The organism is Pseudosporangium ferrugineum (assembly GCF_003002065.1).
Lineage (GTDB): Bacteria > Actinomycetota > Actinomycetes > Mycobacteriales > Micromonosporaceae > Actinoplanes > Actinoplanes ferrugineus_A.
In genome coordinates this window covers 318,350-340,068 of sequence record NZ_PVZG01000005.1, presented here as the reverse complement: position 1 = coordinate 340,068, position 21,719 = coordinate 318,350, and the positions used below count along the sequence as shown (strand labels likewise).

25 protein-coding genes and 1 pseudogene are annotated in these 21,719 nt (G+C 73.8%); 12 read left to right on the top strand and 14 right to left on the bottom strand.

The window, feature by feature from the left end:
• Window positions 1–71 precede the first annotated feature (71 nt).
• The 3 genes from CLV70_RS13495 to CLV70_RS13485 all read left to right on the top strand — a co-directional run bounded on the left by CLV70_RS13495 (window position 72) and on the right by CLV70_RS13485 (window position 2,950).
• Window positions 72–1,478, top strand: coding sequence for a class II 3-deoxy-7-phosphoheptulonate synthase (locus tag CLV70_RS13495; RefSeq protein ID WP_106126790.1), 1,407 nt, complete (start codon window positions 72–74; stop codon window positions 1,476–1,478).
• Window positions 1,471–2,496 (top strand): threonine aldolase family protein, encoded by a 1,026-nt coding sequence (locus CLV70_RS13490; protein WP_106126789.1) that lies wholly within the window; start codon window positions 1,471–1,473, stop codon window positions 2,494–2,496. Before CLV70_RS13495 ends, CLV70_RS13490 begins: the two co-directional genes overlap by 8 nt.
• A gap of 64 nt (window positions 2,497–2,560) precedes the next feature.
• Window positions 2,561–2,950 carry a DUF3224 domain-containing protein gene (locus CLV70_RS13485; RefSeq protein ID WP_106126788.1) on the top strand — a complete coding sequence of 130 codons (390 nt, stop codon included), beginning with the start codon at window positions 2,561–2,563 and terminating at the stop codon, window positions 2,948–2,950.
• Here CLV70_RS13485 and CLV70_RS13480 read toward each other — a convergent pair.
• From CLV70_RS13480 to CLV70_RS13470, 3 genes are all read right to left on the bottom strand, one after another.
• Window positions 2,937–3,809, bottom strand: coding sequence for a deoxyribonuclease IV (locus tag CLV70_RS13480; RefSeq protein ID WP_211303753.1), 873 nt, complete (start codon window positions 3,807–3,809; stop codon window positions 2,937–2,939). The genes CLV70_RS13485 and CLV70_RS13480 overlap by 14 nt on opposite strands.
• Entirely contained in the window at window positions 3,800–5,767 is a 1,968-nt protein-coding gene (pknB, locus tag CLV70_RS13475) for a Stk1 family PASTA domain-containing Ser/Thr kinase (RefSeq protein WP_106126787.1), read from the bottom strand. The genes CLV70_RS13480 and pknB overlap by 10 nt, the downstream gene beginning before the upstream one ends.
• Before the next feature lie 153 nt (window positions 5,768–5,920).
• The gene (locus CLV70_RS13470) at window positions 5,921–6,721 is read right to left on the bottom strand and encodes a hypothetical protein (RefSeq protein WP_106126786.1); all 801 of its coding nucleotides are present in this window, start codon (window positions 6,719–6,721) and stop codon (window positions 5,921–5,923) included.
• Between the two features lie 96 nt (window positions 6,722–6,817).
• Between CLV70_RS13470 and CLV70_RS13465 the strand changes: the two genes are divergently transcribed.
• From CLV70_RS13465 to CLV70_RS13455, 3 genes are read left to right on the top strand one after another with little or no spacing between them, the layout of a single operon-like run.
• A complete protein-coding gene (locus tag CLV70_RS13465) occupies window positions 6,818–7,192 on the top strand; it encodes an Rv2175c family DNA-binding protein (protein WP_106126785.1) in 375 nt (124 codons plus the stop codon).
• Window positions 7,193–7,198: 6 nt separating this feature from the next.
• Window positions 7,199–7,549 (top strand): lycopene cyclase domain-containing protein, encoded by a 351-nt coding sequence (locus CLV70_RS13460; RefSeq protein WP_106126784.1) that lies wholly within the window; start codon window positions 7,199–7,201, stop codon window positions 7,547–7,549.
• Window positions 7,546–7,896: a lycopene cyclase domain-containing protein gene (locus CLV70_RS13455; protein ID WP_106126783.1), complete on the top strand. Its 351-nt coding sequence runs from the start codon at window positions 7,546–7,548 to the stop codon at window positions 7,894–7,896. The genes CLV70_RS13460 and CLV70_RS13455 overlap by 4 nt, the downstream gene beginning before the upstream one ends.
• Window positions 7,897–7,899: 3 nt before the next feature.
• Here the strand turns inward: CLV70_RS13455 and CLV70_RS13450 are convergent, their stop codons facing one another.
• Window positions 7,900–8,955 carry a polyprenyl synthetase family protein gene (locus CLV70_RS13450; protein ID WP_106126939.1) on the bottom strand — a complete coding sequence of 352 codons (1,056 nt, stop codon included), beginning with the start codon at window positions 8,953–8,955 and terminating at the stop codon, window positions 7,900–7,902.
• A gap of 65 nt (window positions 8,956–9,020) precedes the next feature.
• On the opposite strand from CLV70_RS13450, the gene metF reads away from it, so the two are divergent.
• From metF to CLV70_RS13425, 5 genes are all read left to right on the top strand, one after another.
• On the top strand, window positions 9,021–9,947 hold the full coding sequence (metF, locus tag CLV70_RS13445) for a methylenetetrahydrofolate reductase [NAD(P)H] (protein WP_106126782.1): 927 nt from the start codon (window positions 9,021–9,023) through the stop codon (window positions 9,945–9,947).
• Between the two features lie 3 nt (window positions 9,948–9,950).
• The gene (locus tag CLV70_RS13440) at window positions 9,951–10,601 is read left to right on the top strand and encodes a CDP-alcohol phosphatidyltransferase family protein (RefSeq protein ID WP_106126781.1); all 651 of its coding nucleotides are present in this window, start codon (window positions 9,951–9,953) and stop codon (window positions 10,599–10,601) included.
• Window positions 10,602–10,817: 216 nt separating this feature from the next.
• Window positions 10,818–11,261: an HNH endonuclease gene (locus CLV70_RS13435; RefSeq protein ID WP_106126780.1), complete on the top strand. Its 444-nt coding sequence runs from the start codon at window positions 10,818–10,820 to the stop codon at window positions 11,259–11,261.
• 74 nt (window positions 11,262–11,335) lie between these two features.
• Entirely contained in the window at window positions 11,336–11,815 is a 480-nt protein-coding gene (locus CLV70_RS13430) for a hypothetical protein (RefSeq protein WP_106126779.1), read from the top strand.
• 42 nt (window positions 11,816–11,857) lie between these two features.
• The gene (locus CLV70_RS13425) at window positions 11,858–13,018 is read left to right on the top strand and encodes an MFS transporter (protein WP_106126938.1); all 1,161 of its coding nucleotides are present in this window, start codon (window positions 11,858–11,860) and stop codon (window positions 13,016–13,018) included.
• Here the strand turns inward: CLV70_RS13425 and CLV70_RS41715 are convergent.
• The 7 genes and pseudogenes from CLV70_RS41715 to CLV70_RS13400 all read right to left on the bottom strand — a co-directional run bounded on the left by CLV70_RS41715 (window position 12,978) and on the right by CLV70_RS13400 (window position 17,149).
• Window positions 12,978–13,103 (bottom strand): hypothetical protein, encoded by a 126-nt coding sequence (locus CLV70_RS41715; protein WP_281260453.1) that lies wholly within the window; start codon window positions 13,101–13,103, stop codon window positions 12,978–12,980. The genes CLV70_RS13425 and CLV70_RS41715 overlap by 41 nt on opposite strands.
• 50 nt (window positions 13,104–13,153) lie before the next feature.
• A pseudogene (locus tag CLV70_RS41710) lies at window positions 13,154–13,228 on the bottom strand (cadmium resistance transporter); the annotation flags it as partial.
• 2 nt (window positions 13,229–13,230) lie between these two features.
• Window positions 13,231–13,563, bottom strand: a complete 333-nt coding sequence (locus CLV70_RS13420) for a cadmium resistance transporter (protein ID WP_281260448.1) — start codon at window positions 13,561–13,563, stop codon at window positions 13,231–13,233.
• The gene (locus tag CLV70_RS13415) at window positions 13,556–13,723 is read right to left on the bottom strand and encodes a hypothetical protein (RefSeq protein WP_245908201.1); all 168 of its coding nucleotides are present in this window, start codon (window positions 13,721–13,723) and stop codon (window positions 13,556–13,558) included. The genes CLV70_RS13420 and CLV70_RS13415 overlap by 8 nt, the downstream gene beginning before the upstream one ends.
• An 81-nt stretch (window positions 13,724–13,804) precedes the next feature.
• The gene (locus CLV70_RS13410) at window positions 13,805–14,548 is read right to left on the bottom strand and encodes a succinate dehydrogenase/fumarate reductase iron-sulfur subunit (RefSeq protein ID WP_106126778.1); all 744 of its coding nucleotides are present in this window, start codon (window positions 14,546–14,548) and stop codon (window positions 13,805–13,807) included.
• Window positions 14,548–16,485 carry a fumarate reductase/succinate dehydrogenase flavoprotein subunit gene (locus CLV70_RS13405; RefSeq protein WP_106126777.1) on the bottom strand — a complete coding sequence of 646 codons (1,938 nt, stop codon included), beginning with the start codon at window positions 16,483–16,485 and terminating at the stop codon, window positions 14,548–14,550. The genes CLV70_RS13410 and CLV70_RS13405 overlap by 1 nt, the downstream gene beginning before the upstream one ends.
• A gap of 1 nt (window position 16,486) precedes the next feature.
• Window positions 16,487–17,149 carry a succinate dehydrogenase cytochrome b subunit gene (locus CLV70_RS13400; RefSeq protein ID WP_281260452.1) on the bottom strand — a complete coding sequence of 221 codons (663 nt, stop codon included), beginning with the start codon at window positions 17,147–17,149 and terminating at the stop codon, window positions 16,487–16,489.
• 168 nt (window positions 17,150–17,317) lie between these two features.
• Here CLV70_RS13400 and CLV70_RS13395 point away from each other — a divergent pair, with 168 nt between their 5' ends.
• A complete protein-coding gene (locus CLV70_RS13395) occupies window positions 17,318–18,241 on the top strand; it encodes a LysR family transcriptional regulator (RefSeq protein ID WP_170148610.1) in 924 nt (307 codons plus the stop codon).
• Window positions 18,242–18,434: 193 nt separating this feature from the next.
• On the opposite strand, the gene CLV70_RS13390 is transcribed toward CLV70_RS13395, so the two are convergent.
• From CLV70_RS13390 to CLV70_RS13380, 3 genes are read right to left on the bottom strand one after another with little or no spacing between them, the layout of a single operon-like run.
• The gene (locus CLV70_RS13390; RefSeq protein ID WP_106126775.1) at window positions 18,435–19,877 is read right to left on the bottom strand and encodes a phytoene desaturase family protein; all 1,443 of its coding nucleotides are present in this window, start codon (window positions 19,875–19,877) and stop codon (window positions 18,435–18,437) included.
• Window positions 19,874–20,959, bottom strand: coding sequence for a glycosyltransferase family 2 protein (locus tag CLV70_RS13385; RefSeq protein WP_106126774.1), 1,086 nt, complete (start codon window positions 20,957–20,959; stop codon window positions 19,874–19,876). Before CLV70_RS13385 ends, CLV70_RS13390 begins: the two co-directional genes overlap by 4 nt.
• Window positions 20,956–21,717, bottom strand: a complete 762-nt coding sequence (locus CLV70_RS13380; RefSeq protein WP_106126773.1) for a carotenoid biosynthesis protein — start codon at window positions 21,715–21,717, stop codon at window positions 20,956–20,958. The genes CLV70_RS13385 and CLV70_RS13380 overlap by 4 nt, the downstream gene beginning before the upstream one ends.
• Window positions 21,718–21,719: the final 2 nt, after the last annotated feature.

The following is a 21,719-nucleotide window of genomic DNA, read 5'->3' as shown; positions in this document are numbered from 1 at the left end:
GCAGTCCTAGAGAGTGGGGCGCCGGGGATCCTCCCGGCGCCCCCTCCTCGTGTCTGGTTAGGCTTTCCGATATGCGCCGAGAGTGGCACCAGCTCAGTCATCCCGCGGTCGGGGCGACCGCCCTGCAGACCTCCCGTCCCTCCACCGACTCCGCCGAGGACTCGGCGCTGGGGCTGGATCGCTGGCGCGAGCTCCCGCGCGTGCAGGTGCCGCCGTGGTCGGACCCGGACGAGGTGGCCTCGGTCTGCCAGGTCCTCGACAACGTGCCGTCGATCGTCGCGCCGTACGAGGTCGACCAGCTGCGGCACAAGCTCGCCGAGGTGTGCGAGGGGCGGGCCTTCCTGCTCCAGGGCGGCGACTGCGCCGAGACCTTCGCCGACAACACCGAGAGCCACCTGCTCGCCAACGCCCGCACGCTGCTGCAGATGGCGGTCGTGCTCACGTACGGCGCCTCGATGCCGGTGGTGAAGGTGGCCCGGGTGGCGGGGCAGTACACCAAGCCGCGGTCGTCGGCGACGGACTCGCTGGGGCTGCCGGCGTACCGCGGGGACCTGATCAACTCGCTGGAGGCGAACGAGGCCGCCCGGGTCGCCGATCCGCAGCGCATGATCCGGGCGTACGCGAACAGCGCCGCGGCGATGAACATGCTGCGGGCGTACCTCGCGGGCGGTCTTGCCGATCTTGCGGGTCTGCACGACTGGAACAAGGACTTCGTCCGTGCCTCGCCCGCGGGGGAGCGCTACGAGGCCATCGCGCGGGAGATCGACCGCGCCCTCGACTTCATCCGCGCCTGCGGCATGACCGACGACGAGGCGCTGCGCACGGTCAGCCTGTACTGCTCCCACGAGGCGCTCGCGCTGGAGTACGACCGCGCGCTCACCCGCGTCTCGGACGGGCGGGCGTACGGGCTCTCCGGGCACTTCCTGTGGATCGGCGAGCGCACCCGGCAGCTGGACCACGCGCACATCGACTTCGTCAGCCGCATCGCCAACCCGATCGGCGTGAAGCTGGGCCCCGGCACGTCCCCGGAGACGGCCATCGAGCTGTGCGAGAAGCTCAACCCGGAGAACATCCCGGGCCGGCTCACCCTGATCAGCCGGATGGGCAACGGCAAGGTCCGCGACGCCCTGCCGCCGATCGTCGAGAAGGTCACCGCGACCGGCGCCAAGGTCGTCTGGCAGTGCGACCCGATGCACGGCAACACGCACGAGTCCTCGAACGGCTACAAGACCCGCCACTTCGACCGGATCGTCGACGAGGTGCTCGGCTACTTCGAGGTGCACCGCGGCCTCGGCACCCACCCGGGCGGCATCCACGTGGAGCTGACCGGCGAGGACGTCACCGAGTGCCTGGGTGGCGCGCAGGGCATCGCCGACCTCGACCTGCCGGACCGCTACGAGACCGCGTGCGACCCCCGGCTGAACACCCAGCAGAGCCTGGAGCTGGCCTTCCTGGTCGCGGAGATGCTGCGTGGTTGATCTCCGGTCGGACACGGTCACCCGGCCGACCGCGGCCATGCGCGAGGCCATGGCCGCGGCGGAGGTGGGCGACGACGTCTTCGGCGACGACCCCACCGTCAACGCGCTCGAGGCGCACGTGGCGACGATGTTCGGGCACGAGGCGGCGCTGTTCGCCCCGACCGGGACGATGGCCAACCAGATCGCGCTCCAGCTGCTCGTGCGGCCGGGCGAGGAGCTGCTCGCCGGCGCGGACGCCCACGTGGTCAACTACGAGATCGGCGCCGCCGCGGCCCTCGGCGGCATCTCCACCCGCACCTGGCCGTCGCGGGGCGCCGCACTGGACGTCGACGAGATCGCGGCGATGATCCGGCCCGACGGCTTCCCGCCGGTGCCGACCCGGGCCGTCGCGGTCGAGCAGACGCACAACCTCGGCGGCGGTGGCGTCGTGCCGCTGGCGGCCCTGCACCGCCTGCGCGAGGTGACCTCGGCCGCCGGGGTGGCGCTGCACTGCGACGGCGCCCGCATCTGGCACGCGCACGTCGCGGACGGGGTGCCGCTGTTCACGTACGGGCAGCTGTTCGACACCCTGTCGGTCTGCCTGTCCAAGGCGCTGGGCGCGCCCGTCGGCTCGCTGATCGTGGGCTCCGCCGAGCGCATCGCCCGGGCGAGGGTGATCCGCAAGCGGCTGGGCGGGGGCATGCGCCAGACCGGCATCCTCGCCGCGGCCGGCCGGTACGCCCTCGACCACCACGTCGGCCGGCTCGCCGAGGACCACGCCCGCGCGCGGCGCCTCGCGGAGGCGCTGGAGCCGTACGGGGTGGTGGAAGCCGCCGCCGTGCGCACCAACCTCGTGCCGATCGACCTGACCAAGTCGCGCCTCGACGCGCCGGCGCTGGTCGCGAGGGCCGCCGAGCGCGGCGTGCTGATCACGGTGATGCTGCCGCGGCTGGCGCGGGCGATCCCGCACCTCGACGTGGACGACGCCGGCGTCGACCGGGCGATCAGCGTGTTGACGGATCTTCTGCGCGCCGCCTGAGCAGCGCACCCGGCGTCTGATTACATCGGGTGAGCCGCCGTCCGCGACCGCCGAGGAGTTCCCGATGACCCGCCGCGCCACCGGCACCTTCACCACCGTCTTCGAGCCGCTGCCGATCGACGACGACACGATCGGCCGCACGCAGGTGCTGAAGACCTTCGAGGGCGACATCACCGGCACCGGCCGCGCCGAGATGCTCTCCGTCGGCACGCCCATCGACGGGTCGGCGGGCTACGTCGCGATCGACCTGGTCGACGGCACGCTGCACGGCCACCGCGGCAGCTTCGTGCTGCAGCACTACGGGCTGATGGACCGCGGCTCGGGCACGCTGGTGGTGCGGGTGGTGCCCGACTCCGGCACCGACGAGCTGACCGGCCTGACCGGCACGTTCCAGATCGACAACAGCTCGGAGGAGCACCGCTACCTCTTCGACTACGAGATCACGCCGCGCTGAGCCGCAGGCCCTTCAGCAGGGCGATGTCGGCGGCGTGCCCCTCGTGGAGCGGCGCCGTCGGGGTCTCCACGATCACCGGGATGCCCGCCGTGGCCGGGTGGGCGAGCAGCTCCGCGAACGCGGCCGTGCCGATCCGGCCCGCGCCGATCGTCTCGTGCCGGTCACGGGTGGAGCCGCACTCGTCCTTCGAGTCGTTGGCGTGGATCAGCATCAGCCGCTCCCGGCCCACGGTGGCCACCAGCGCGTCCAGGGTCTCCGTCATGCCGCCGGGCCGGGCCAGGTCGTGGCCGGCCGCCCAGGCGTGGCAGGTGTCGAAGCAGACGCCGAGCCACGGGTGGTCCTCCACCGCGGCCAGGTACGGCCCCAGATCCTGCACCTTCGACGCGAGGCTGCGCCCGCCCCCGGCGCTCGGCTCGACCAGCAGCTTCGGCAGGCCCCGCGCGGCGGCCACGTCGAGCAGCGGCAGCAGCGCCTCGCGGAGCTGGTGCAGCGCCTTGTCGTCGTGGGCCGGGTCGACCGAGCTGCCCGCGTGGTAGACGACCGCGGTCGCGCCGATCGCCGCGCCCCGGCGCAGGGCGTGCTCCAGGGTCTCCACCGAGCGCGTGACGGTCTGCTCGGTGGGCGAGCCCAGGTTCACCAGCAGCGACGCGTGGATGTACGCCGGCAGCCCCCGCTCGCCGCACCCGTCGCGGAACAGCGTGTCCTGCTTCGGGTCGCCCGGCGGCAGCGCCCAGCCCCGCGAGTTGGACACGTAGACCTGGACCGCCTCGGAGCCCGCGGCGTCGGCGTACGGCAGGGCCGCCCTGGCCAGCCCGCCCGACGTCCGGGTGTGCGACCCGATCGGCCGGCTCACAGACAATTCAGCACGACCTCGGTCTGCGGGGGCACCGGCGTGTTCGGTGGCGGGTTCTGCTGGCGCACGAGCCCGTTGGGGTTGAAGTTGAGCCGGGCCCGCAGGTTCATCCCCTGCAGCGCCTGCGCCGCCTGCTGGCACGGCTGGTTGGTCAGGTCGGGGACGGGGATCTGCGGCGGGCCCTTGCTGACGTCGAGCTTGATCTCGTCGTCCTTCTCGGCGCCGGTGCCGGCCCCGGGGGACTGGCCGATGACCGTGTCGGCGGGCTGGTCGCTGTCCTTGTACTGCTCCACCACGACCAGGCCGCGGCTCTGCAGCTCGTTGCGGGCGTCGTTGATGTTCTTGCCCTTGACGTCCGGCACGGTGATCGGCGCCTTGCCCTTGCTGACCACCACGGTCACCGTGGTGCCGGGCTTGAGCGACTCGCCGGCCTTGGGGTCGGTGGAGATGACCACGCCCTGCGCCACCTCGTCGCTGTACTTGCCCGTGCCCTCCTTGAACTTCAGCTTGGCGCTCTCCAGCTCGCCCTTGGCGGCGGCCTTCTCCATGCCGACCACGTCCGGCACCGGATAGCGCTCGGGGCCCAGGGAGAGCGTCAGCGTGAGGCTGCCGCCCTTGACCAGCCGCTTCTCCGCCGGCGGGTCCTGCGCGAGCACCACGTCCTTGGGCACGGTCTCGTCGTAGCGGCCGTCGTCGAAGAGCAGCGAGAAGCCCTTGCCACTCGCCTCCTGCTCGGCCTGCGCCCGGGTCATGTTCACGAACTGCGGCGCGTCCGTGTAGCGCCCGGCCGTGACCCACCAGGTGCTGAAGACGACCGTGAGGACCATCAGCGAGACGGCGGCGATGAGGAAGAGGCGCCGGCGGTCGCCGAAGCGGCCGGCCGGGGTGTCCGGGAAGGGCGGGGGCGGGCTGCCGCCGCGGCGCCGCTGGCCCCGGGTGCGCGCGCCCTGCTCGGGCAGGCGGGCCCAGGTGGGGCGGTCGGCGGCGGCCGGGTAGACGGACGTCAGGGCGGGCACCAGGGCGGTGGCGTCCGCGGCCGGCGGACGGGCCGGCACCTGGCGCAGCAGCGCGGTCTCGACGTTGGCGGCGCCCAGGTCGTCGCGGACGACCTGCACCTCGGCCAGCAGCGCGCCGGCGTCGGTGGGCCGCGCGCCGGGGTCGCGGCGGGTGGCCCGGGCGACCAGGTCGTCCAGGACGGTGGGCAGCCCTTTGACGATGCTGGACGGGGCCGGCACGTCGTTGTCCACGTGTTGCCACGCGACCTCGACCGGCTCGCCGCCGTCGTACGGCACCTTGCCGGTCAGCATCTCGAACAGCACGATGCCGGCCGAGTAGACATCCGTGCGGGCATCCGCGTGCCCGTCGGTGACGAGTTCGGGTGCGACATACGCCACAGTCGCCATCAGTTGGCCCGAATCGCCCTCGGTGCTTGCCTCGACGGCGCGCGCCAGCCCGAAGTCGGCCACCTTGACGACGCTGTCCACGAGGTTGGCGATGCCGCCGCTGGGCGCCTCGGCGACCAGCACGTTCTCCGGCTTCACGTCGCGGTGGACCAGGCCCGCGCGGTGCGCGGCGGCGATCGCGGCGAGCATCTGCTCGAGGATGGCGAGCGCCTCGACCGGGTTGAGCCGGCGGCGCTGGGTGAGCAGGTCGCGCAGGGTGCGGCCCTGGACGTACTCCATGACCAGGTAGGGCAGGCCCTGGTGGCGGCCCTGGTCGTACACGGCGACGACGTTGGGGTGGGTCAGCCGGGCGATCGTCTTCGCCTCGTCGGTGAACCGGTCGACGAAGTGGACGTTGGTCGCCTGCGAGGGGTGAATGATCTTCAGGGCGACCGTACGCTCGAGCCGGTCGTCCACGGCGGTGTACACGGTCGCCATGCCACCACGGGCGACGCGGCCGGTGATCCGGTAGCGCCCGTCAATAGTCGTGCCGATCAACGTGTCGGCGACAGTCGTGTCCATCGGCGTGAAGTGTATGTGCCCTTCCGGGAAAGGCGGACCAGGATGTCCCAGCTGAGACCGAACGGGTACTGCACCACGTGCTGACCTGCGCATCGCGGATGAATCGGCCCGCGGTGCCGGGGCACCGCGGGCGCTTTATCATGACAAATCGGATCAGTGTCGGCGAGGGTGCCGCGCCCGTTCCGTCCCCCCGCCGCTGCCGCCGTCGTCCGTCGCGGTCGGATCCGGCGATCCGGAGTCGCTCGGTTCCGGCGCGGGCGAGTCGTCCGTGGACGGGCTGGGCGACGGCTCCGCCGGCGGCTCGTACGGCGACGAGGGTGCCGCGGTGGGCGTCGGCACCGGCGGCGTCAGGCAGTCGCAGTCCGTCGGCGTGGGCACCGGCACGGCGCCGCCCACCGTCGTCCGATGCGGCTGCGGTGCCCGGGCCGCCGTCGTCGCCGGCGCGCCCGGCACGGTGGCCGCCGGGTTCGGCAGCACCCGGATCGTGCCCGGACCCGGCTCCGCGGCCGGCTCGTCGGCGCGGGCGGCACCCCGGCCCAGGCCCTCGTGCGACAGCCCGTCCGCGTCGCCGCCCGGAGCGGCCGCGGACAGCGGGTACGGCTCCGTGCCGCCCTGCTGCCCGAGCAGCGCACCCAGCCCGTTGACCACCGCGAAGTAGCTGCCCGTCGCGCCGGCCACCGCGAGCACGCCGAACGCCGTGACGGCGACCAGGCGGCGCGGCTGGCGGGCGTGGCCGGGGCCGTACGCGGTCCGCAGCCCGTCGGTGACCCCCGCGCCGCCGAACGTGCTGAAACCGGTCGCGGTGACGTCCTCGAACGCGGCCGCCCGGGCCCGGTGCCCGCCGAGCGGACCGTGCCGCGGACCGGCCGGGTCCGGTTCGCGCCGGCCCAGGTCGTAGCGCAGCGACCGCCAGGCGCCGGCCACCTCGTTGCGGGTTCTCCGCCACAGGGTCATCGGGACATCTCTCCGCTCTCCTCCGGCCGGGTGCGTCCCGGCCCGCTCAGGGGTTCCGCGTGGTCGCGCCCGCGGGCGGCATGGCACGCTGGTCGGGTGACCGATTCCGTAACCATGGGCCCGGCGGCCGCCCAGCCGGCCGGCCCGGCCGAGTGGATCAACCTGCCCGACGTGGCGGACCGGCTGGATGTGTCGATCAGCAAGGTGCACCAGATGATCCGCGACGGCGCGCTGCTCGCGGTGCGGCGTGACGGCATCCGGGTGGTGCCCGCCGAGCTGGTGGCCAACAGCACCGTGCTCAAGCACCTCCCCGGCATCGTCACCTTGCTCCGCGACGCTGGGTACAACGACGAAGAAGCCGTCGGGTGGCTGTACGAGCCCGACGAGACCCTCGGCGGCTGCGGCGCGGTGGCGCTCGGCGGCGACCGCGCCCGCGAGGTCAAGCGGCGCGCGCAGGCGCTCGGCTTCTGAGCCCGGATGCGGCACCTGGCGTACCTGGCCGTGCTCGCCGGCTGCCTGATCTGCGCGCTCTGGCTGGAGCCGGTGCTGAAGGTCAACGTGCTGCGCCGGTGGCGGCGGCTGCTGCTCACGCTGCTGCCGGTGGTGGTCGTCTTCGGGCTCTGGGACCTCGCGGCCATCGCGGCGGGGCACTGGACGTTCGACCCCGCCCAGACCACCGGCGTGCTGCTGCCCGGCGGGCTGCCGCTCGACGAGGTGCTGTTCTTCGTCGTCGTGCCGATCTGCGCGGTGCTCGGGTTCGAGGCCGTGCGAGCCGTGCTCGGCAAGCCGGCGGGTGACGAGCTCGGCAGGCCGGCGGAGGACGCATGAGCTACACCGTGGCGGCCCTGCTCGGCGTGGCGGGCGCGCTCGTGGCCGACCTGTTCGTGCTGCGTACGGCGCTCGTGCGGCGGGTGGTCTTCTGGGCCACGTACCCGATCATCATCGTCTTCCAGCTGCTGTCCAACGGCATCCTGACCGGGCGGCACATCGTGATCTACGACCCGGACGCGATCCTCGGGCTGCGGATCGCGTACGCGCCGGTGGAGGACCTGCTCTTCGGCTTCGCGATGGTGCTGCTGACCCTGTCGGTGTGGGTCTGGCTCGGCCGGCGCGGCGTCCAGCCCGGGCCGCGCGCCGGGGAGGGCAGCAAGCTGCTGCGACGCCTCCGGCGCTGACCCCTACACCGTGCGGCGTACGGCCGCGTCGGCGAGCTCCAGCAGCACGGCGCGGGCCTCCGGCTCGACCTCCGCGGCCTCCAGGGCCGCCAGCGCCTCCTCGGTGAGCGCGGCGATCCGCGCCTCCGTCCGGGCCGGCGCGCCGCTCCCCGTGATGATCGCGCGCAGCCGCGAAACCCCCTGCTCGTCCAGCCCCGGGTCGCCCAGCCCGCGCTCGACCTCGGCCCGGCCGGCTGCGGAGAGCGTCTCGTACGCCGCCGCGATCAGGTACGTGCGCTTGCCCTCCCGCAGGTCGTCGCCGGCCGGCTTGCCGGTCACCTCCGGGTCGCCGAAGACGCCCAGCACGTCGTCGCGCAGCTGGAACGCCTCGCCCAGCGGCAGGCCGAAGCCCGAGTACGCCGCGAGCTGCGCGGGGGTGGCGGCGGCCAGCGCGGCCCCCATCAGCAGCGGCCGCTCGACCGTGTACTTCGCCGACTTGTACCGGGCTACCTTGCTCGCGCGCGCCGCCGACGTGTCGCCGGTGACCGGGGTGAGCACGTCGAGATACTGGCCGACGGTCACCTCCGTGCGCATCTCGTCGAAGACCGGCCGGGCCCGGGCCAGATCCTCCAGGGCGACGCCGGAGCCGTGCAGCAGCTCGTCGGACCAGACCAGCGCCAGGTCGCCGAGCAGCACCGCGGCGTTGTCCCCGAAGGCGCCGGCCGGGCCGCGCCACGCCGCCGCGGCGTGCCGGGCCGCGAAGCGCTTGTGCACCGAGGGCTCGCCGCGCCGGGTGTCCGAGCGGTCCATCAGGTCGTCGTGGATCAGCGCGCCCGCCTGCACCAGCTCCAGCGCGGCGACCGCGGTGACCACGTGGTCGGAGTCGATGCCGCCGGCGCCGCGGTAGCCCCAGTAGGCGAAGGCGGGCCGCAGCCGCTTGCCGCCGCGCAGCACGAAGGCCTCCAGCGCGTCCGCCACGTCGGCGAGGGCGTCGTCGATCGCGAGCAGCCGGGTGCGCTGCGCCGCGAGGAAGGCGGCGAGGGCCTTGTCGACGCGGGGGCGCAGGCCGGCGCGTTCCAGCGGGGAGGTCACGGCGCCAAACCTAGCCGGTCTGCGGGTACGCGGCAGCCGGTAGAGTCTCCGGTGTGGCTCTCGGACTTCCTTCGCGTCTCCCGGCGTCCCCGGCGATCGGTGACCTGATCCGCCGGCCGGCGCCGACGTTCTCGTTCGAGTTCATGCCGCCGAAGACGCGCGAGGCGGAGCAGCTGCTGTGGCGCACGATCCGCGAGCTCGAGCCGCTGCGGCCGGACTTCGTCTCGATCACGTACGGCGCCGGCGGCACCACCCGTGACACCACGGTCGAGGTGACCGAGCGGGTCGCGACCGAGACGACGCTGCTGCCCATGGCGCACCTGACGGCGGTCAACCACTCCGTCGCCGAGCTGCGCAACGTGGTCGGGCGGCTGGCCGGCGCCGGCATCCGCAACGTGCTGGCGGTGCGCGGCGACCCGCCCGGCGACCCCAACGGCGAGTGGGTCCGCCACCCCGAGGGCGTGCTGTACGCCGAGGACCTGGTCCGGCTGCTGCGCGACGCCGGGGATTTCAGCGTCGGGGTGGCCGCCTTCCCGTACAAGCACCCCCGCTCGCCCGACATCGAGAGCGACACCCGCAACTTCATCGCGAAGTGCCGGGCCGGCGCCGACTTCGCGATCACCCAGATGTTCTTCGAGGCCGACGACTACCTGCGGCTGCGCGACCGGGTCGCGGCCGCGGGCTGCGACACCCCGATCGTGCCGGGCGTCATGCCGGTGCTGCGGATGGCGACCATCGCGCGCTCGGCGCAGCTGTCCGGCGCGCCGTTCCCGCCGGACCTGCTGGCCCGCTTCGAGCGGATCGCCGACGACGAGGCGGGCGTGCGCAAGCTCGGCATCGAGCTGTGCGGGGAGATGTGCCGCCGGCTGCTCGACGAGGGCGTCCCGGGCATCCACTTCATCACCATGAACCGCTCCCCGGCGACGCGCGAGGTGTGGCAGCAGCTCACCGGCGTGAACGCCGCGCCCGCCGCCGCCTGACCGGTGACCTGGGAGCAGTACGCCGCGGCGTGGTCGGCGCTGCACGGCGGCTTCGATCCGCGCACGGCCTCGCCGGTGGTGCGCGGGTGGGTGCGGCTCGCGTACCGGGGCGGCAGCCTGCTCGGCCGGTGGCGCGTCGGCCCGACCACGGTGACCGTCGCCGGCCTGCTGCTCTGCGCGGGCGTGCCGTTCGTGCCGCTGCTCGCCGGGGCGGTGCTGGTCCTGCTGGCGAGCTTCGCCGACGCCCTCGACGGCGCGGTGGCCGTGGTGACCGGCCGCACCACCCGGCTGGGCTTCGTCTACGACTCGGTCGCCGACCGGCTCGGCGAGCTGGCGTGGCTGGCCGCCTTCTGGGTGGCCGGGGTGCCGGGCTGGCTGGTCGTGGCCGCTCTCGCGGTGAGCTGGCTGCACGAGTACGTCCGGGCCCGCGCCGCCGCGGCCGGCATGGACGGGCTGGGCGTGGTGACCGTCGGCGAGCGTCCGACCCGGGTCTCGGTGGCGGTGAGCGGGCTGGTCGCCGGCGGCGTAGCGGGCCTGGTCCACCCCGGCTGGGACCGTACGGTCGTCCTGGTCGCGGTCCTGGTCTGGATCCTCCTGGGCCTGATCGGCCTCGCCCAGCTCCTCGCCGCCGTGCGCCGCACGCTGGTCGATTAATGCGTTGTCCGGTACCCGTCCTTCGCCCTACCTTGTGATCCGACGACGAGGCCCGGGTCACCGGGCTCACAGGGAGCAGAGATGACGGCTGTCCGGCACGGGAGCAGGGGTCACCGCAACGGTTGAGGCGTGCGCGCCGGGCCGTCGCCGTCCACCCCGTGCTGTCCGGGGCAGGGCGGCTTTTTCCTGCCCGCGGCACAGGGGAGGTGAACCGTGATGAGTGTGGTCCTGGTACTCAACGCCGACTACGGGCCGCTGCACCGGGTCAGCGTCCGGCACGCGATCCGGATGCTGTGCCGCGAGGTGGCGGTGGTGCAGGAGGCCCGGCCGGACGCACGCATGGGCGTCTTTCCCATCCCGACCGTGGTGCGGCTGGTCAGCTACGTGGTGACGCGCTGGCGGCACAGCCGCGGGCCGGGCTGGTCCCGGGGCGGCGTGCTGACCCGCGACGGCCACCGCTGCGGCTACTGCGGCGGGGCCGCCTCCACCATCGACCACGTCCTGCCGCGATCCCGCGGCGGGGGCAACACCTGGGACAACACCGTCGCCGCGTGCGGGCGCTGCAACCAGCGCAAGGGGGACCGCACGCCGGCGGAGGCGCGGATGCCGCTGCGCCGGGCCCCGAGGGCGCCCGGCTGGGCGGAACTGGCCGCGCGGTGAGGACGACGGCCGGCGGGACCACACGGGGGCCCGTCGGTCGTCCACCTCGCATCCTGTCAACATACTGTTGACGCATGACGACGCTGGAGGACCTCGCGGAGATCGCGACCGCGCGCGCCCGCCTCGACGAGCGGGAACGGGAGCTGATCGACCGCGCCCGGCACGGCGGCGCCACCTGGGCGCAGATCGCCGAGGTGCTCGGCCTCGCCAGCCGCCAGGCGGCCGAGCAGCGGCGGCAGCGTCTGGTCGCGGCCGCCCGCGCCCGCCGGCACGACCAGGATCTCCGGTACGCCTCCAGCATCGTCACCCTTCGCGAGGCCGTCTCCGCCCTGCACCGCGCGCTCGCGGCGGACCCGCGGTGGCCGTCCCGCTTCGTCCGCGCGCCGCTGGTGCGCGACACGGTCGCCGCGGCCCTGGACGCCCCGCCCGGCGGCCTGTATGCCCTCGCCGAACAGGCCGCCCACGACCTCACCGCGGTCCGTGCCGCCGACCTCCCCGGCCACGTCCGCGTAGCGCTGGCCGACGTGCGCCGCGCGTTGTCAACAGAACATTGACGCACTTGCGCCCCACGGACGCAAGTTCGCAGGATGATGGCCATGCGCCGCAACGCCCTCCTCCTGGTGACGATCTCCCTGCTGTCGGGCTTCGCCGGCAGTGCGATGGCCCTGGTGGTGGGCGTGTGGATGCTCGACCTGACCGGTTCGCCGAGCCTCGCCGCCCTGGCGGGGCTGTGCGTGTACGCGCCCACCCTCGCCGGCCCGTGGCTCGGTGCCGTCGTGGACCTGCTGCCGCGCCGGCCCCTGCTCGTCGCGACGAACGTGGTGCTCGCCGCGACCCTGCTGTCGCTGTTCGCGGTCCGGTCGGCCGGTGACGCGTGGCTGCTCTACCTCGTCTCCTTCGCGTACGGAATCAGCTATGTCCTGTTGGACGCGGGCGAATCGGCGCTCCTGCCGTCGGCGCTGGCCCCGGACCGGCTCGGGGCGGTCAACGGCTGGCGTTCCAGCGCGCAGGAGGGCATGAAACTCGTGGCGCCGCTCGCCGGCGCCGGCCTCTACGCCTGGCACGGCGGCCGGCCCGTGGTCGCCCTGAGCGCGCTGGCGCCGCTGATCGCCGCCGCTCTGTACGCGATGCTCCGCCTCGACGGCGCCGCCTCCGTCGATCACCCCGGGCACGGACTCCGCGCCGGACTCGCCGCCCTGCGCCGGGAGCCACGGCCCGCCGTGCTGCTGGCAGCGGTCTCGATCGCGCTGACCGGTTTCGCCACCGCTCCCGTGTACGCGGTGGTCACCGACGACCTGGGGCTGCCCGCCACGTTCCTCGGCGTCCTGATGAGCGCGCAGGGCGCCGGCTCGATCGCCGCGGGCCTGGCGGCGGGCCGCCTGATCGACCGGTACGGCCCCGTCACCGTCGCCGCCGCCGGGACGTTGCTGGTCGCGGCCGGACTCCTGGCGCGCTGCCTGCCGTGGTGGCCCGCGCTCCCGGCAGGCGCCGCGATCGGCGGGGTGGGTCTGCCGTGGACGCTGATCGCGGCGGTCACGGCCATCCAGACGCACACCCCGGGCCACCTGCTCGGCCGGGTCTCGGCGCTCGCGAACACCGTGATGTTCGGCCCGATCGCCCTGGCCAACCCGCTCGGCTCGGCGGCGGTGACGCTGGGTGGCCGGCCCAGCCTCGTCGCCGCCGCGGCCTCGGGCACGGCGGCGGCCCTCGTCGCCGCTAGATCAGCCGGGACAGCACCCCGGACTCGGCGACGATGACCACGCCGATGGCGACGAAGACCAGCGGGACGAGCCAGTGGCCGTACCGCTCGGCGCGATGACCCGGCGGTGCGACCCCAGCCACGACGCCGCGGCACACCAGACGGCGACCAGCACCGCGAAGACGGTCACGGTGGTCACGGTGCCGGCGACGCCGAGCGTACGGAAAACCGGCGTGTAGACCGCGATGTTGTCGGCGCCGTTCGCCACGGTCACCCCGGCGACGGCCAGCGCGTTCCCGGCGGCGACCGCCTCCGGGGCGTCCTGCGCGCTGCGCCACGCCCGATCAGCCCCCGGACCCCGAGGGCGACCGGCACCAGCCCGAGCAGGCCGGTCCACGGATCGGGCACGATCGTCAGCCCCACGGCGGCCAGCCCGGAAACCGCCACCAGGGCGGCGATGCCCGCATACTGCCCCACCCACACCTGCCACGCCGGCGGCCGCCCGGTGGCCCGCGCCGCCAGGAAAAGCACGGTCAGCACGATCAGATCATCGACGTTGGTCCCCGCGAAGATCCCGGCGGCGGCCAGCGCAACCTCACCCATCGCCGCCCGGGCCCGGCGGCGGGCTCGTCACGCGACGGGTCAGCCGATGGTCGATGACGGCGTCGAGCAGCTCCCGCTTGCCGGCCTCGACCGCGTCCTCCCCGCCGACCTCTTCGACCAGGTCGGCGCGAATGTCACTCCAGCGCACGTAGATGCTCATGGACGCGGGGCCCCCTTCTCGGCGCGCCGGAGGCCCTTCGGGCACTCGATGACGGCCAAGGATAGCTTCGCCGTACCCGGGTCAGGTGTTGCGGAGGGCCTTGCGGTAGTCGTTGTTGAGGCGGCCGATCAGGGTGAGGGGGATGCCCTTCGGGCAGACCGTCGTGCATTCGCCCATGTTGGTGCAGCCGCCGAAGCCCGCCTCGTCCTGGGCCTCCAGCATGTCGATCACGCGGGTGTCGCGTTCCGGCTGGCCCTGGGGGAGCAGGCCCAGGTGGGCGACCTTGGCGGCGGTGAAGAGCATGGAGGAGCCGTTGGGGCAGGCTGCCACGCAGGCGCCGCAGCCGATGCAGGTGGCCGCCTCGAAGGCCGCGTCCGCGTCCGGCTTGGGGACCGGGGTGGCGTGGGCGTCCGGGGCCGTGCCGGTGGGGGCCGTGATGTAGCCGCCCGCCTGGATGATGCGGTCGAAGGCGCCGCGGTTGACGACCAGGTCCTTGATGACCGGGAAGGCCGCCGCGCGCCACGGCTCGACGTCGATGACGTCGCCGTCCTTGAAGTGGCGCATGTGGAGCTGGCAGGTCGTGGTCGCCCGCTCCGGGCCGTGGGCGACGCCGTTGATCATCATGCCGCACATGCCGCAGATGCCCTCGCGGCAGTCGTGGTCGAAGGCCACCGGGTCGTCGCCGTCGAGGATCAGCTTCTCGTTGAGGACGTCCAGCATCTCGAGGAAGCTGGCGTCCGGGGAGATGTCCTTCACGTCGTACGTGACCATCCGGCCCTTGTCGGACGGACCGGACTGGCGCCACACGCGTACCTGGATATCCATTACTTGTAGCTCCGCGTGCTCGGGTGGACGTACTCGAAGGTCAGGTCTTCCTTGTGGAGCGTCGGCACCTCGCCGTACTCCCAGGCGGCGACGTAGCTGAACTCGTCGTCGTGGCGCAGGGCCTCGCCGTCCGGCGTCTGGCTCTCCGCGCGGAAGTGGCCGCCGGCCGATTCGGCGCGGTGCAGGGCGTCGATGCACATCAGCTCGGCGAGCTCGAAGAAGTCGGCGACGCGGCCGGCCTTCTCCAGGTTCTGGTTGAGCTGCTCGCCCGTGCCGGGCACCTTCACCCGGGTCCAGAAGTCGTCGCGCAGGCCGCGGATCAGGCCGATCGCCTTGGTCAGGCCCTCGTCCGTACGCTCCATGCCGCAGTACTCCCACATGATGTGGCCGAGTTCGCGGTGGAAGGAGTCGACCGTACGGTCACCGTCGACGGCCAGGAGCCGGGCGAGCCGGTCCTCGACCTGCGCCCGCGCCTCGACCACCGCGGGGTCCTCGGGGGAGACGGCGTCGAACGGGCCCGCGGCCAGGTAGTGGTTGATCGTGTTCGGCAGCACGAAGTAGCCGTCCGCGAGGCCCTGCATCAGCGCCGAGGCGCCGAGGCGGTTGGCGCCGTGGTCGGAGAAGTTGGCCTCACCGACGACGAACAGGCCGGGGATCGTCGACTGGAGGTCGTAGTCGACCCAGAGGCCGCCCATCGTGTAGTGCACCGCGGGGTAGATGCGCATCGGGACCTCGTACGGGTCCTCGCCGGTGATCCGCTGGTACATCTCGAACAGGTTGCCGTACTTGGCCTCGACGGCCTTGCGGCCCAGCCGCTGGATCGCGTCGGCGAAGTCGAGGTAGACGCCGAGCCCGCCGGGGCCGACGCCGCGCCCCTCGTCGCAGACGTTCTTCGCCGCGCGGGAGGCGATGTCGCGCGGCACCAGGTTGCCGAACGACGGGTAGATCCGCTCGAGGTAGTAGTCCCTGTCCTCCTCGGGGATGTCGGCCGCCGGCTTCCCGCAGTCCTCGGCTCTGCGGGGGACCCACACCCGCCCGTCGTTGCGCAGCGACTCGCTCATCAGGGTCAGCTTGCTCTGATGCGTACCCGATTCGGGAATGCAGGTGGGGTGGATCTGGGTGTAGCAGGGGTTCGCGAAGAGCGCGCCCTTGCGGTGCGCGCGCCACGTCGCGGTGACGTTGCAGCCCTTGGCGTTGGTCGAGAGGAAGAAGACGTTGCCGTAGCCGCCGGAGGCGAGCACGACCGCGTCGGCGACGTCGGTGCTGACCTCGCCGGTGACCAGGTCGCGGACGACGACGCCGCGGGCCCGGCCGTCCACCACGATCAGCTCGAGCATCTCGTGCCGGGCGAACATCTCGATGTTGCCGAGGCCGATCTGCCGCTCCATCGCCTGGTACGCGCCCAGCAGCAGCTGCTGACCCGTCTGGCCCCGGGCGTAGAACGTCCGCGACACCTGGGTGCCGCCGAACGAGCGGTTGTCGAGCAGGCCGCCGTATTCGCGGGCGAACGGCACGCCCTGGGCCACGCACTGGTCGATGATGTTCACGCTGACCTGGGCGAGCCGGTACACGTTGGACTCGCGGGCGCGGAAGTCGCCACCCTTGACCGTGTCGTAGAACAGCCGGTAGATCGAGTCGCCGTCGTTGCGGTAGTTCTTCGCGGCGTTGATGCCGCCCTGCGCGGCGATGGAGTGCGCACGCCGCGGGCTGTCCTGGTAGCAGTACGAGCGGACCCGGTAGCCGGCCTCGGCCAGGGTCGCCGCCGCCGAGCCGCCGGCCAGGCCGGTGCCGATCACGATGACCGTCAGCTTGCGCCGGTTCGCCGGGTTGACCAGCTTGGCGGCGAACTTGCGCCGCTCCCAGCGCGTCTCGATCGGGCCGTCGGGCGCCGCCCGGTCGGCGATCGGGTCACCCTCGGTCCAGAAGGGAGCGGTCATGTCAGTCCACCAATCCGGTGAGCACGGCGAACGGCACCGACAGGTAGCCGGCGACCAGGACCGCGGAGAGCGCCAGGGCGGCGGCCCGGGCGAGGCGCTCGCCGCGCGGGGTGCGCTGGCCCAGCGTGCGGACCGCGCTGAACAGCCCGTGCCGCAGGTGGAAGCCGACGCTGAGGATGGCGAGCGTGTAGAAGACCGTCACGTACCAGCGGTCGGGGGCGAAGTCCGCGACCACGTTCGCGTACGGGTGCTGCCGGTCGCCGACCGGGTTCAGCGTGCCGGTGGTCAGGTCGAGGATGTGGTAGATCACGAACAGCAGGATGATCACGCCGCCCCAGCGCATGGTCCGCGCGGCGTAGCTGCCCTGGACCCTGGTCCGGTGCACGTAGCGCACCGGCCGGGCCTTGCGGGCGCGGCGCGCCAGGATCGTGGCGGCGACGATGTGCCCGATCACCGCGGCGGTGAGCACGAACCGCTGGATCCACAGGTACCAGTCCTGCGGCACCAGGGGCATGCCGATCGTGCGCAGCCAGTGCGCGTAGTGGTCGAAGCTCTCCGCGCCGACGAAGACCTTGAGGTTGCCGACCATGTGCGCGTACAGGAAGACCACCAGGAGCAGCCCGGTGACCGCCATGACGAGCTTGAGCGCGACCGACGAGCGCAGGCCTCGCGGGCGCCGCTTCGCGGGGGCCTTCTTGCCGGGGGCCCTGCGGGCCGGCTGGGCCGTCGCCCTGGGGGGAGTGCTGGTATCTACCGCCACAATCCCCGACGGTAGGAACGCCGACGCGATTCGTCTAATGCATGATCGTCTCAGTGCTCATAGACGTAGGCTATGGAGGTGCAGCTACAACAGCTCCGATACTTCCTGGCAGTGGTAGAAACCCGGCATTTCACCCAGGCGGCGGACTCGCTGGGCGTTTCACAGCCGACTTTAAGTAAGCAGGTTCACACCCTCGAACAGACCCTCGGCGCCCCGCTTTTCGAGCGCACCCGCGGCGCGGTCGCCCTCACCGCGGCCGGCGACACCCTGCTGCCCCTCGCCCGCCGCATGATCGCCGACGCCGACGCGGCCCGCGACGCGGTCCAGGAGATCGTCGGCCTGCGCAGCGGACGCGTCCGCGTCGGCGCCACCCCCAGCCTCTGCTCGTCCCTGGTGCCGGCGGTGCTGCGCCGCTTCCGTACCGAACATCCCGGCATCGACCTGCACGTGAACGAGGGCAGCTCCCAGGACCTGATCGCCGACCTCCTCGCCCGCGACCTCGACCTGGCGCTGATCGTCCAACCCGAACAGGGCGTCGACCCGGCCCTGCACGCCGCCCCGGTCCTGCGCGAAAGCCTGGTCGTGGCGTCGGTGGCCTCCGGGCCGCCCCCGACGGCCGGCGCCGAACTGGCCCTGACCGAGCTGCGCGACACCCCGCTGGTGATGTTCCGCCCCGGCTACGACCTGCGCGATGTCACCCTGGAGGCCTGCCGCCGGGCGGGCTTCGCACCCCGCTTCGCGGTCGAGGGCGGCGAGATGGACGCGGTCCTGGCCTTCGTCGAGGCGGGCCTGGGGGTGGCCCTGGTGCCGAGCATGGTCCTGGTGAACCGGCCGCTGCTGCGAGCCACCCCGCTGGCCCCGCCGGGAATGCGGCGCACGGTAGCCCTCGCCCACCGCCGCCGGGCGGTCCTCCCGCACGCGGCGGAAGCCCTCCGAGCCACGCTCCTCGACCACATAGCCACCGGCGAACTCCCCATCGGCGTCCAGCCCCTGTGACGCTCGGCCGGTCGGGCGCGCAGTGCTTCGGGCGAGGCCGGCGACGAGAGCTTTGTCGGTACCTCGGCCGCCGAGGCGAGGATCGCCCGGCTCAGGGGGCGACCCGGGGCGGTGGCCCGCGCCGCCGGGATCCAGGCGGAGATGGCGGAGACCGACCGGGCGTACGCCGATGGGCATCCGCGCACCCTACCGATCAGGCCGGGCCGACGGCGTCCGCGACGATCTTCGCCGACAGGGTGACCATCGGCAGGCCGCCGCCGGGGTGGGCCGAGCCGCCCACCAGGTACAGACCGTCGACCGGTCCGCGGTTGGCCGGTCGCAGGAGCCCGCCCGCCGTGCCGTAGATCGTGCCGCCGGGTGCCGCGGTGGCGTCGGCGAGGTCCGCCGGGGTGCGGGTCTCCAGGAACGCGAGCCGGTCGCGGACGTCGAGGCCGCGGGAGGCCAGCACGTCGAGGATGTGGCGGCCGTACGCCTCCGCGAGGCCGGGCCGCCGCCAGTCGACCGCGCCGGCCGCCGTGCCGTGGCGGGGGGCGTTGACCAGGACGAACCAGGCTTCGGCGCCGGGTGGGTGGACGGCCGGGTCGGCGGCGCGGGTGACGAAGACGGTGGGGTCGGACGGCGGGCGGGCGCGGCGGCCGTGGCCGGGGTCGCCGAAGGCCGCGTCGAACTCGGCGTCGTAGTCGCGGGGGAAGAAGACCGTGTGGTGGGCGAGCTGCGGGGTTTCGCCGCGGACGCCGAGGAGCAGGACGAAGCCGGCCAGGCTGCGGTCCGCGAGGGCGGCGAGCCGGCCGGGAGTGGGCAGCAGCTCCCGGTAGAGCGTGGCGGCGTCCACATCGGAGACGACCACGTCCGCGGGGCTGCCGGCGCCGGAGTCGAGGTCCACGCCGGTGACGCGGCCGTCGCCGGTGCGGATGCCGGTGACCGTCGAGGACGTGCGGATCGTGACGCCCAGCGCGGCGCAGCGGTCGAGCAGGGCCGTGCCCAGGACGCCCAGGCCGCCGGGGAGGTACCAGCCGCCGAAGGCGAGCTCGGCGTACGGGATGGCGGCGAGGGCGGCCGGGGCGCGGCGGGGGTCGGTGCCGGTGTAGGTCGCGTACCGGTCGAGCAGCATCCGCAGCCGCCAGTCGCGCAGGTAGCGCCGGCCGAGGGCGCGCAGCGAGCGGCCGGGCGCGATCGCCGCGAGGTCGCCGACCCGCCACGAGAGCCGCGCCAGCGACGCGGGGGAGACCTCGCGTTGCAGCACCGAGCGCCACGACGCCGCCCAGATCCGTTCGGCGCGCCGCCAGAACCGGGCCCAGTCCGCGGCCGCCCCCGCCCCCAGCGCATCGGCGATCCGTCCGGCGAAGACGGCCGGGTCCGGCGACGAGTCGAGGGTGCGGCCGTCCGGGAACACGTGCCGCACGACCGGGTCCAGCGCCACCGGGTCGAGGGTGAGGCCGAGGTCGGTGAAGACCTGCGGCAGGGTCAGCAGGCTGGGTCCGGTGTCGAAGAGGAAGCCGTCGCGCTCGTAGCGGCCGAGCTTGCCGCCCACGTCCGAGGCCCGCTCGTGCACGGTCACCTCGTGCCCCGCCGCCGCCAGCCGGACCGCCGCGGCCAGCCCGCCCACCCCCGCACCGATCACCACAACGCGGCTCATACCGGACGCCCCCGCCAGCTCAGGCGGCCCCGGCGGCGCAGCGCGAACGAGCGCGCCACCAGGACCGCGAAGACCACGATCGACAGCGGCTGGGCCAGCGGGTCGGGCCAGGTCCGCCCGCCCGTCGCGGCCGCCGCGATCACCCTTCCCAGAACCCCCATCCCGTACGCACACACACTCCACAAAGCAAGCTCCACCGTTGCGGACATCAGGGCGACGATCGGCGGGGCCGCGTACAGAAGAAGCAGAAGGAGCACGACGGCGGCCGCACCGGCGGGCGACCCGAACGAGGCCCAGAGCGACTTGGCGTAACCGTCGGCCAGCTCGCGCCACGACGCGTACATGTGGCACGTCGCCGTGCGTGACCCGTCCGCGAGCGCGATCCGCCCGCCGGAGCGCTTGACCGCCCGGGCCAGCCCGATGTCCTCGAGGATGTCGCCGCGCACTGCCGCGTGCCCGCCCGCCCGCTCGTAGCCGGCCCGGTCGGCGACCAGCCACTGCCCGCCCGCGGCGGCCAGCGACGGCCGGGGCGAGCGTTCCATCAGCCGCAGCGGCAGGAACGTCAGCCACGACCACTGGAGCAGCGGCTGCACGAGCCGCCCCGCCCCGACGATCCGCGGGTACGGCGACAGCAGCGTGACCTGCGCCGACCGCAGCAGCGCCACGCCGCCGGCGACCGCGTCGGGCGCGAGCACCACGTCGGCGTCGACGAACACCAGCACGTCCCGGTCGCCCGCGGCGGCGGCCAGCTGTGCGCACGCGTGCGGCTTCCCGAGCCATCCCGCCGCGGGCGGCGCGCCGGTCAGCAGCCGTACGCGATCCCCGGCGACCCGGCGCACCACCTCCGCCGTGCCGTCCGCCGAACCGTCGTCGAGCACGATGATCTCCAGGTCGGCGACGCCGCGCTGGGCGAGCAGCGACTCCAGGCAGGGAGTGACCCGCGCCGCCTCGTCACGCAACGGCAGCAGCACGGCGACGCGTTCGGTGACCGTGGCCTCGCGAGGCGGACGGCGCAACAGGGCGGCGTTGACGAGCGTGTGCCCGGTGAGCGCTATCCAGGGCAGGAGCGCGTACCCGATCATGCCGGACGCCGGGGGAGCCGGAGCGCGAGCGGCACGACCACCGCGCCCATGACGAGGCCGCCCCAGAGCGCCGACCAGGGCAGCCCCAGGAAGACCGCGTGGGCGAGCACCGACGAAGCGTACGTCCACAGCCACAGCGTGATCATCGGGGCGTCCGCGGTCCCCGGCCGGTTTGCGGCCGGCCCGGCCGCCGCCGCCAGCACCGCCATCAGCAGCAGCGCGAAACCCAGCCACCCCAGGTAGTTGCCGACCGGGATGCCGGGCACCCCGGGCAGCGCGGGCGTGGGGGAGTCCCAGACCCAGTAGCCCTCGGCGACCATCTGCGGGTCGAGGAAGAGGTCCCACGCCGCCAGCCCGGCCGCCGCCAGCGCGACCCGGGCCGGCCGGGACCGGGCCAGCCGCAGCGCCGCCAGCCACGCCGGCCAGGCCATCCAGGTCCAGGCCAGCGGGATGATCAGCGGTACGCCCACCAGCTTCGGCCCGAGCTGACCGGAGTAGTCGTACGTGCCGAACGGGAACCCGGTGGCGACCCCCACCGCCTCGACCGCGAAACCGCCCAGCGTGGCCGTCGCGACCAGCGCCCCGGCCGCCCGCGCGCCCCGGCTGCGCCACGCGTGCGCGACGGACAGCAGATAACCCAGCACGACCGTGGTGACGGTGAAACCCGCGCGGACCTCACCGTGGGTCAGCGGGTAGCAGATCTGCACCAGCACGAGGACGCCGAGCAGCACCCACAGCGGCCGGACCCGGGCGTTCATCG

Coding starts and splice junctions, on each gene's coding strand:
- CLV70_RS13495 (WP_106126790.1), top strand. CDS start 72: ATGCGCCGAGAGTGGCACCAGCTCAGTCATCCCGCGGTCGGGGCGACC.
- CLV70_RS13485 (WP_106126788.1), top strand. CDS start 2,561: ATGACCCGCCGCGCCACCGGCACCTTCACCACCGTCTTCGAGCCGCTG.
- pknB (WP_106126787.1), bottom strand. CDS start 5,767: ATGGACACGACTGTCGCCGACACGTTGATCGGCACGACTATTGACGGG.
- CLV70_RS13470 (WP_106126786.1), bottom strand. CDS start 6,721: ATGACCCTGTGGCGGAGAACCCGCAACGAGGTGGCCGGCGCCTGGCGG.
- CLV70_RS13460 (WP_106126784.1), top strand. CDS start 7,199: ATGCGGCACCTGGCGTACCTGGCCGTGCTCGCCGGCTGCCTGATCTGC.
- CLV70_RS13455 (WP_106126783.1), top strand. CDS start 7,546: ATGAGCTACACCGTGGCGGCCCTGCTCGGCGTGGCGGGCGCGCTCGTG.
- CLV70_RS13435 (WP_106126780.1), top strand. CDS start 10,818: ATGAGTGTGGTCCTGGTACTCAACGCCGACTACGGGCCGCTGCACCGG.
- CLV70_RS13430 (WP_106126779.1), top strand. CDS start 11,336: ATGACGACGCTGGAGGACCTCGCGGAGATCGCGACCGCGCGCGCCCGC.
- CLV70_RS13425 (WP_106126938.1), top strand. CDS start 11,858: ATGCGCCGCAACGCCCTCCTCCTGGTGACGATCTCCCTGCTGTCGGGC.
- CLV70_RS13420 (WP_281260448.1), bottom strand. CDS start 13,563: ATGGGTGAGGTTGCGCTGGCCGCCGCCGGGATCTTCGCGGGGACCAAC.
- CLV70_RS13415 (WP_245908201.1), bottom strand. CDS start 13,723: ATGAGCATCTACGTGCGCTGGAGTGACATTCGCGCCGACCTGGTCGAA.
- CLV70_RS13410 (WP_106126778.1), bottom strand. CDS start 14,548: ATGGATATCCAGGTACGCGTGTGGCGCCAGTCCGGTCCGTCCGACAAG.
- CLV70_RS13405 (WP_106126777.1), bottom strand. CDS start 16,485: ATGACCGCTCCCTTCTGGACCGAGGGTGACCCGATCGCCGACCGGGCG.
- CLV70_RS13395 (WP_170148610.1), top strand. CDS start 17,318: ATGGAGGTGCAGCTACAACAGCTCCGATACTTCCTGGCAGTGGTAGAA.
- CLV70_RS13390 (WP_106126775.1), bottom strand. CDS start 19,877: ATGAGCCGCGTTGTGGTGATCGGTGCGGGGGTGGGCGGGCTGGCCGCG.
- CLV70_RS13385 (WP_106126774.1), bottom strand. CDS start 20,959: ATGATCGGGTACGCGCTCCTGCCCTGGATAGCGCTCACCGGGCACACG.
- CLV70_RS13380 (WP_106126773.1), bottom strand. CDS start 21,717: ATGAACGCCCGGGTCCGGCCGCTGTGGGTGCTGCTCGGCGTCCTCGTG.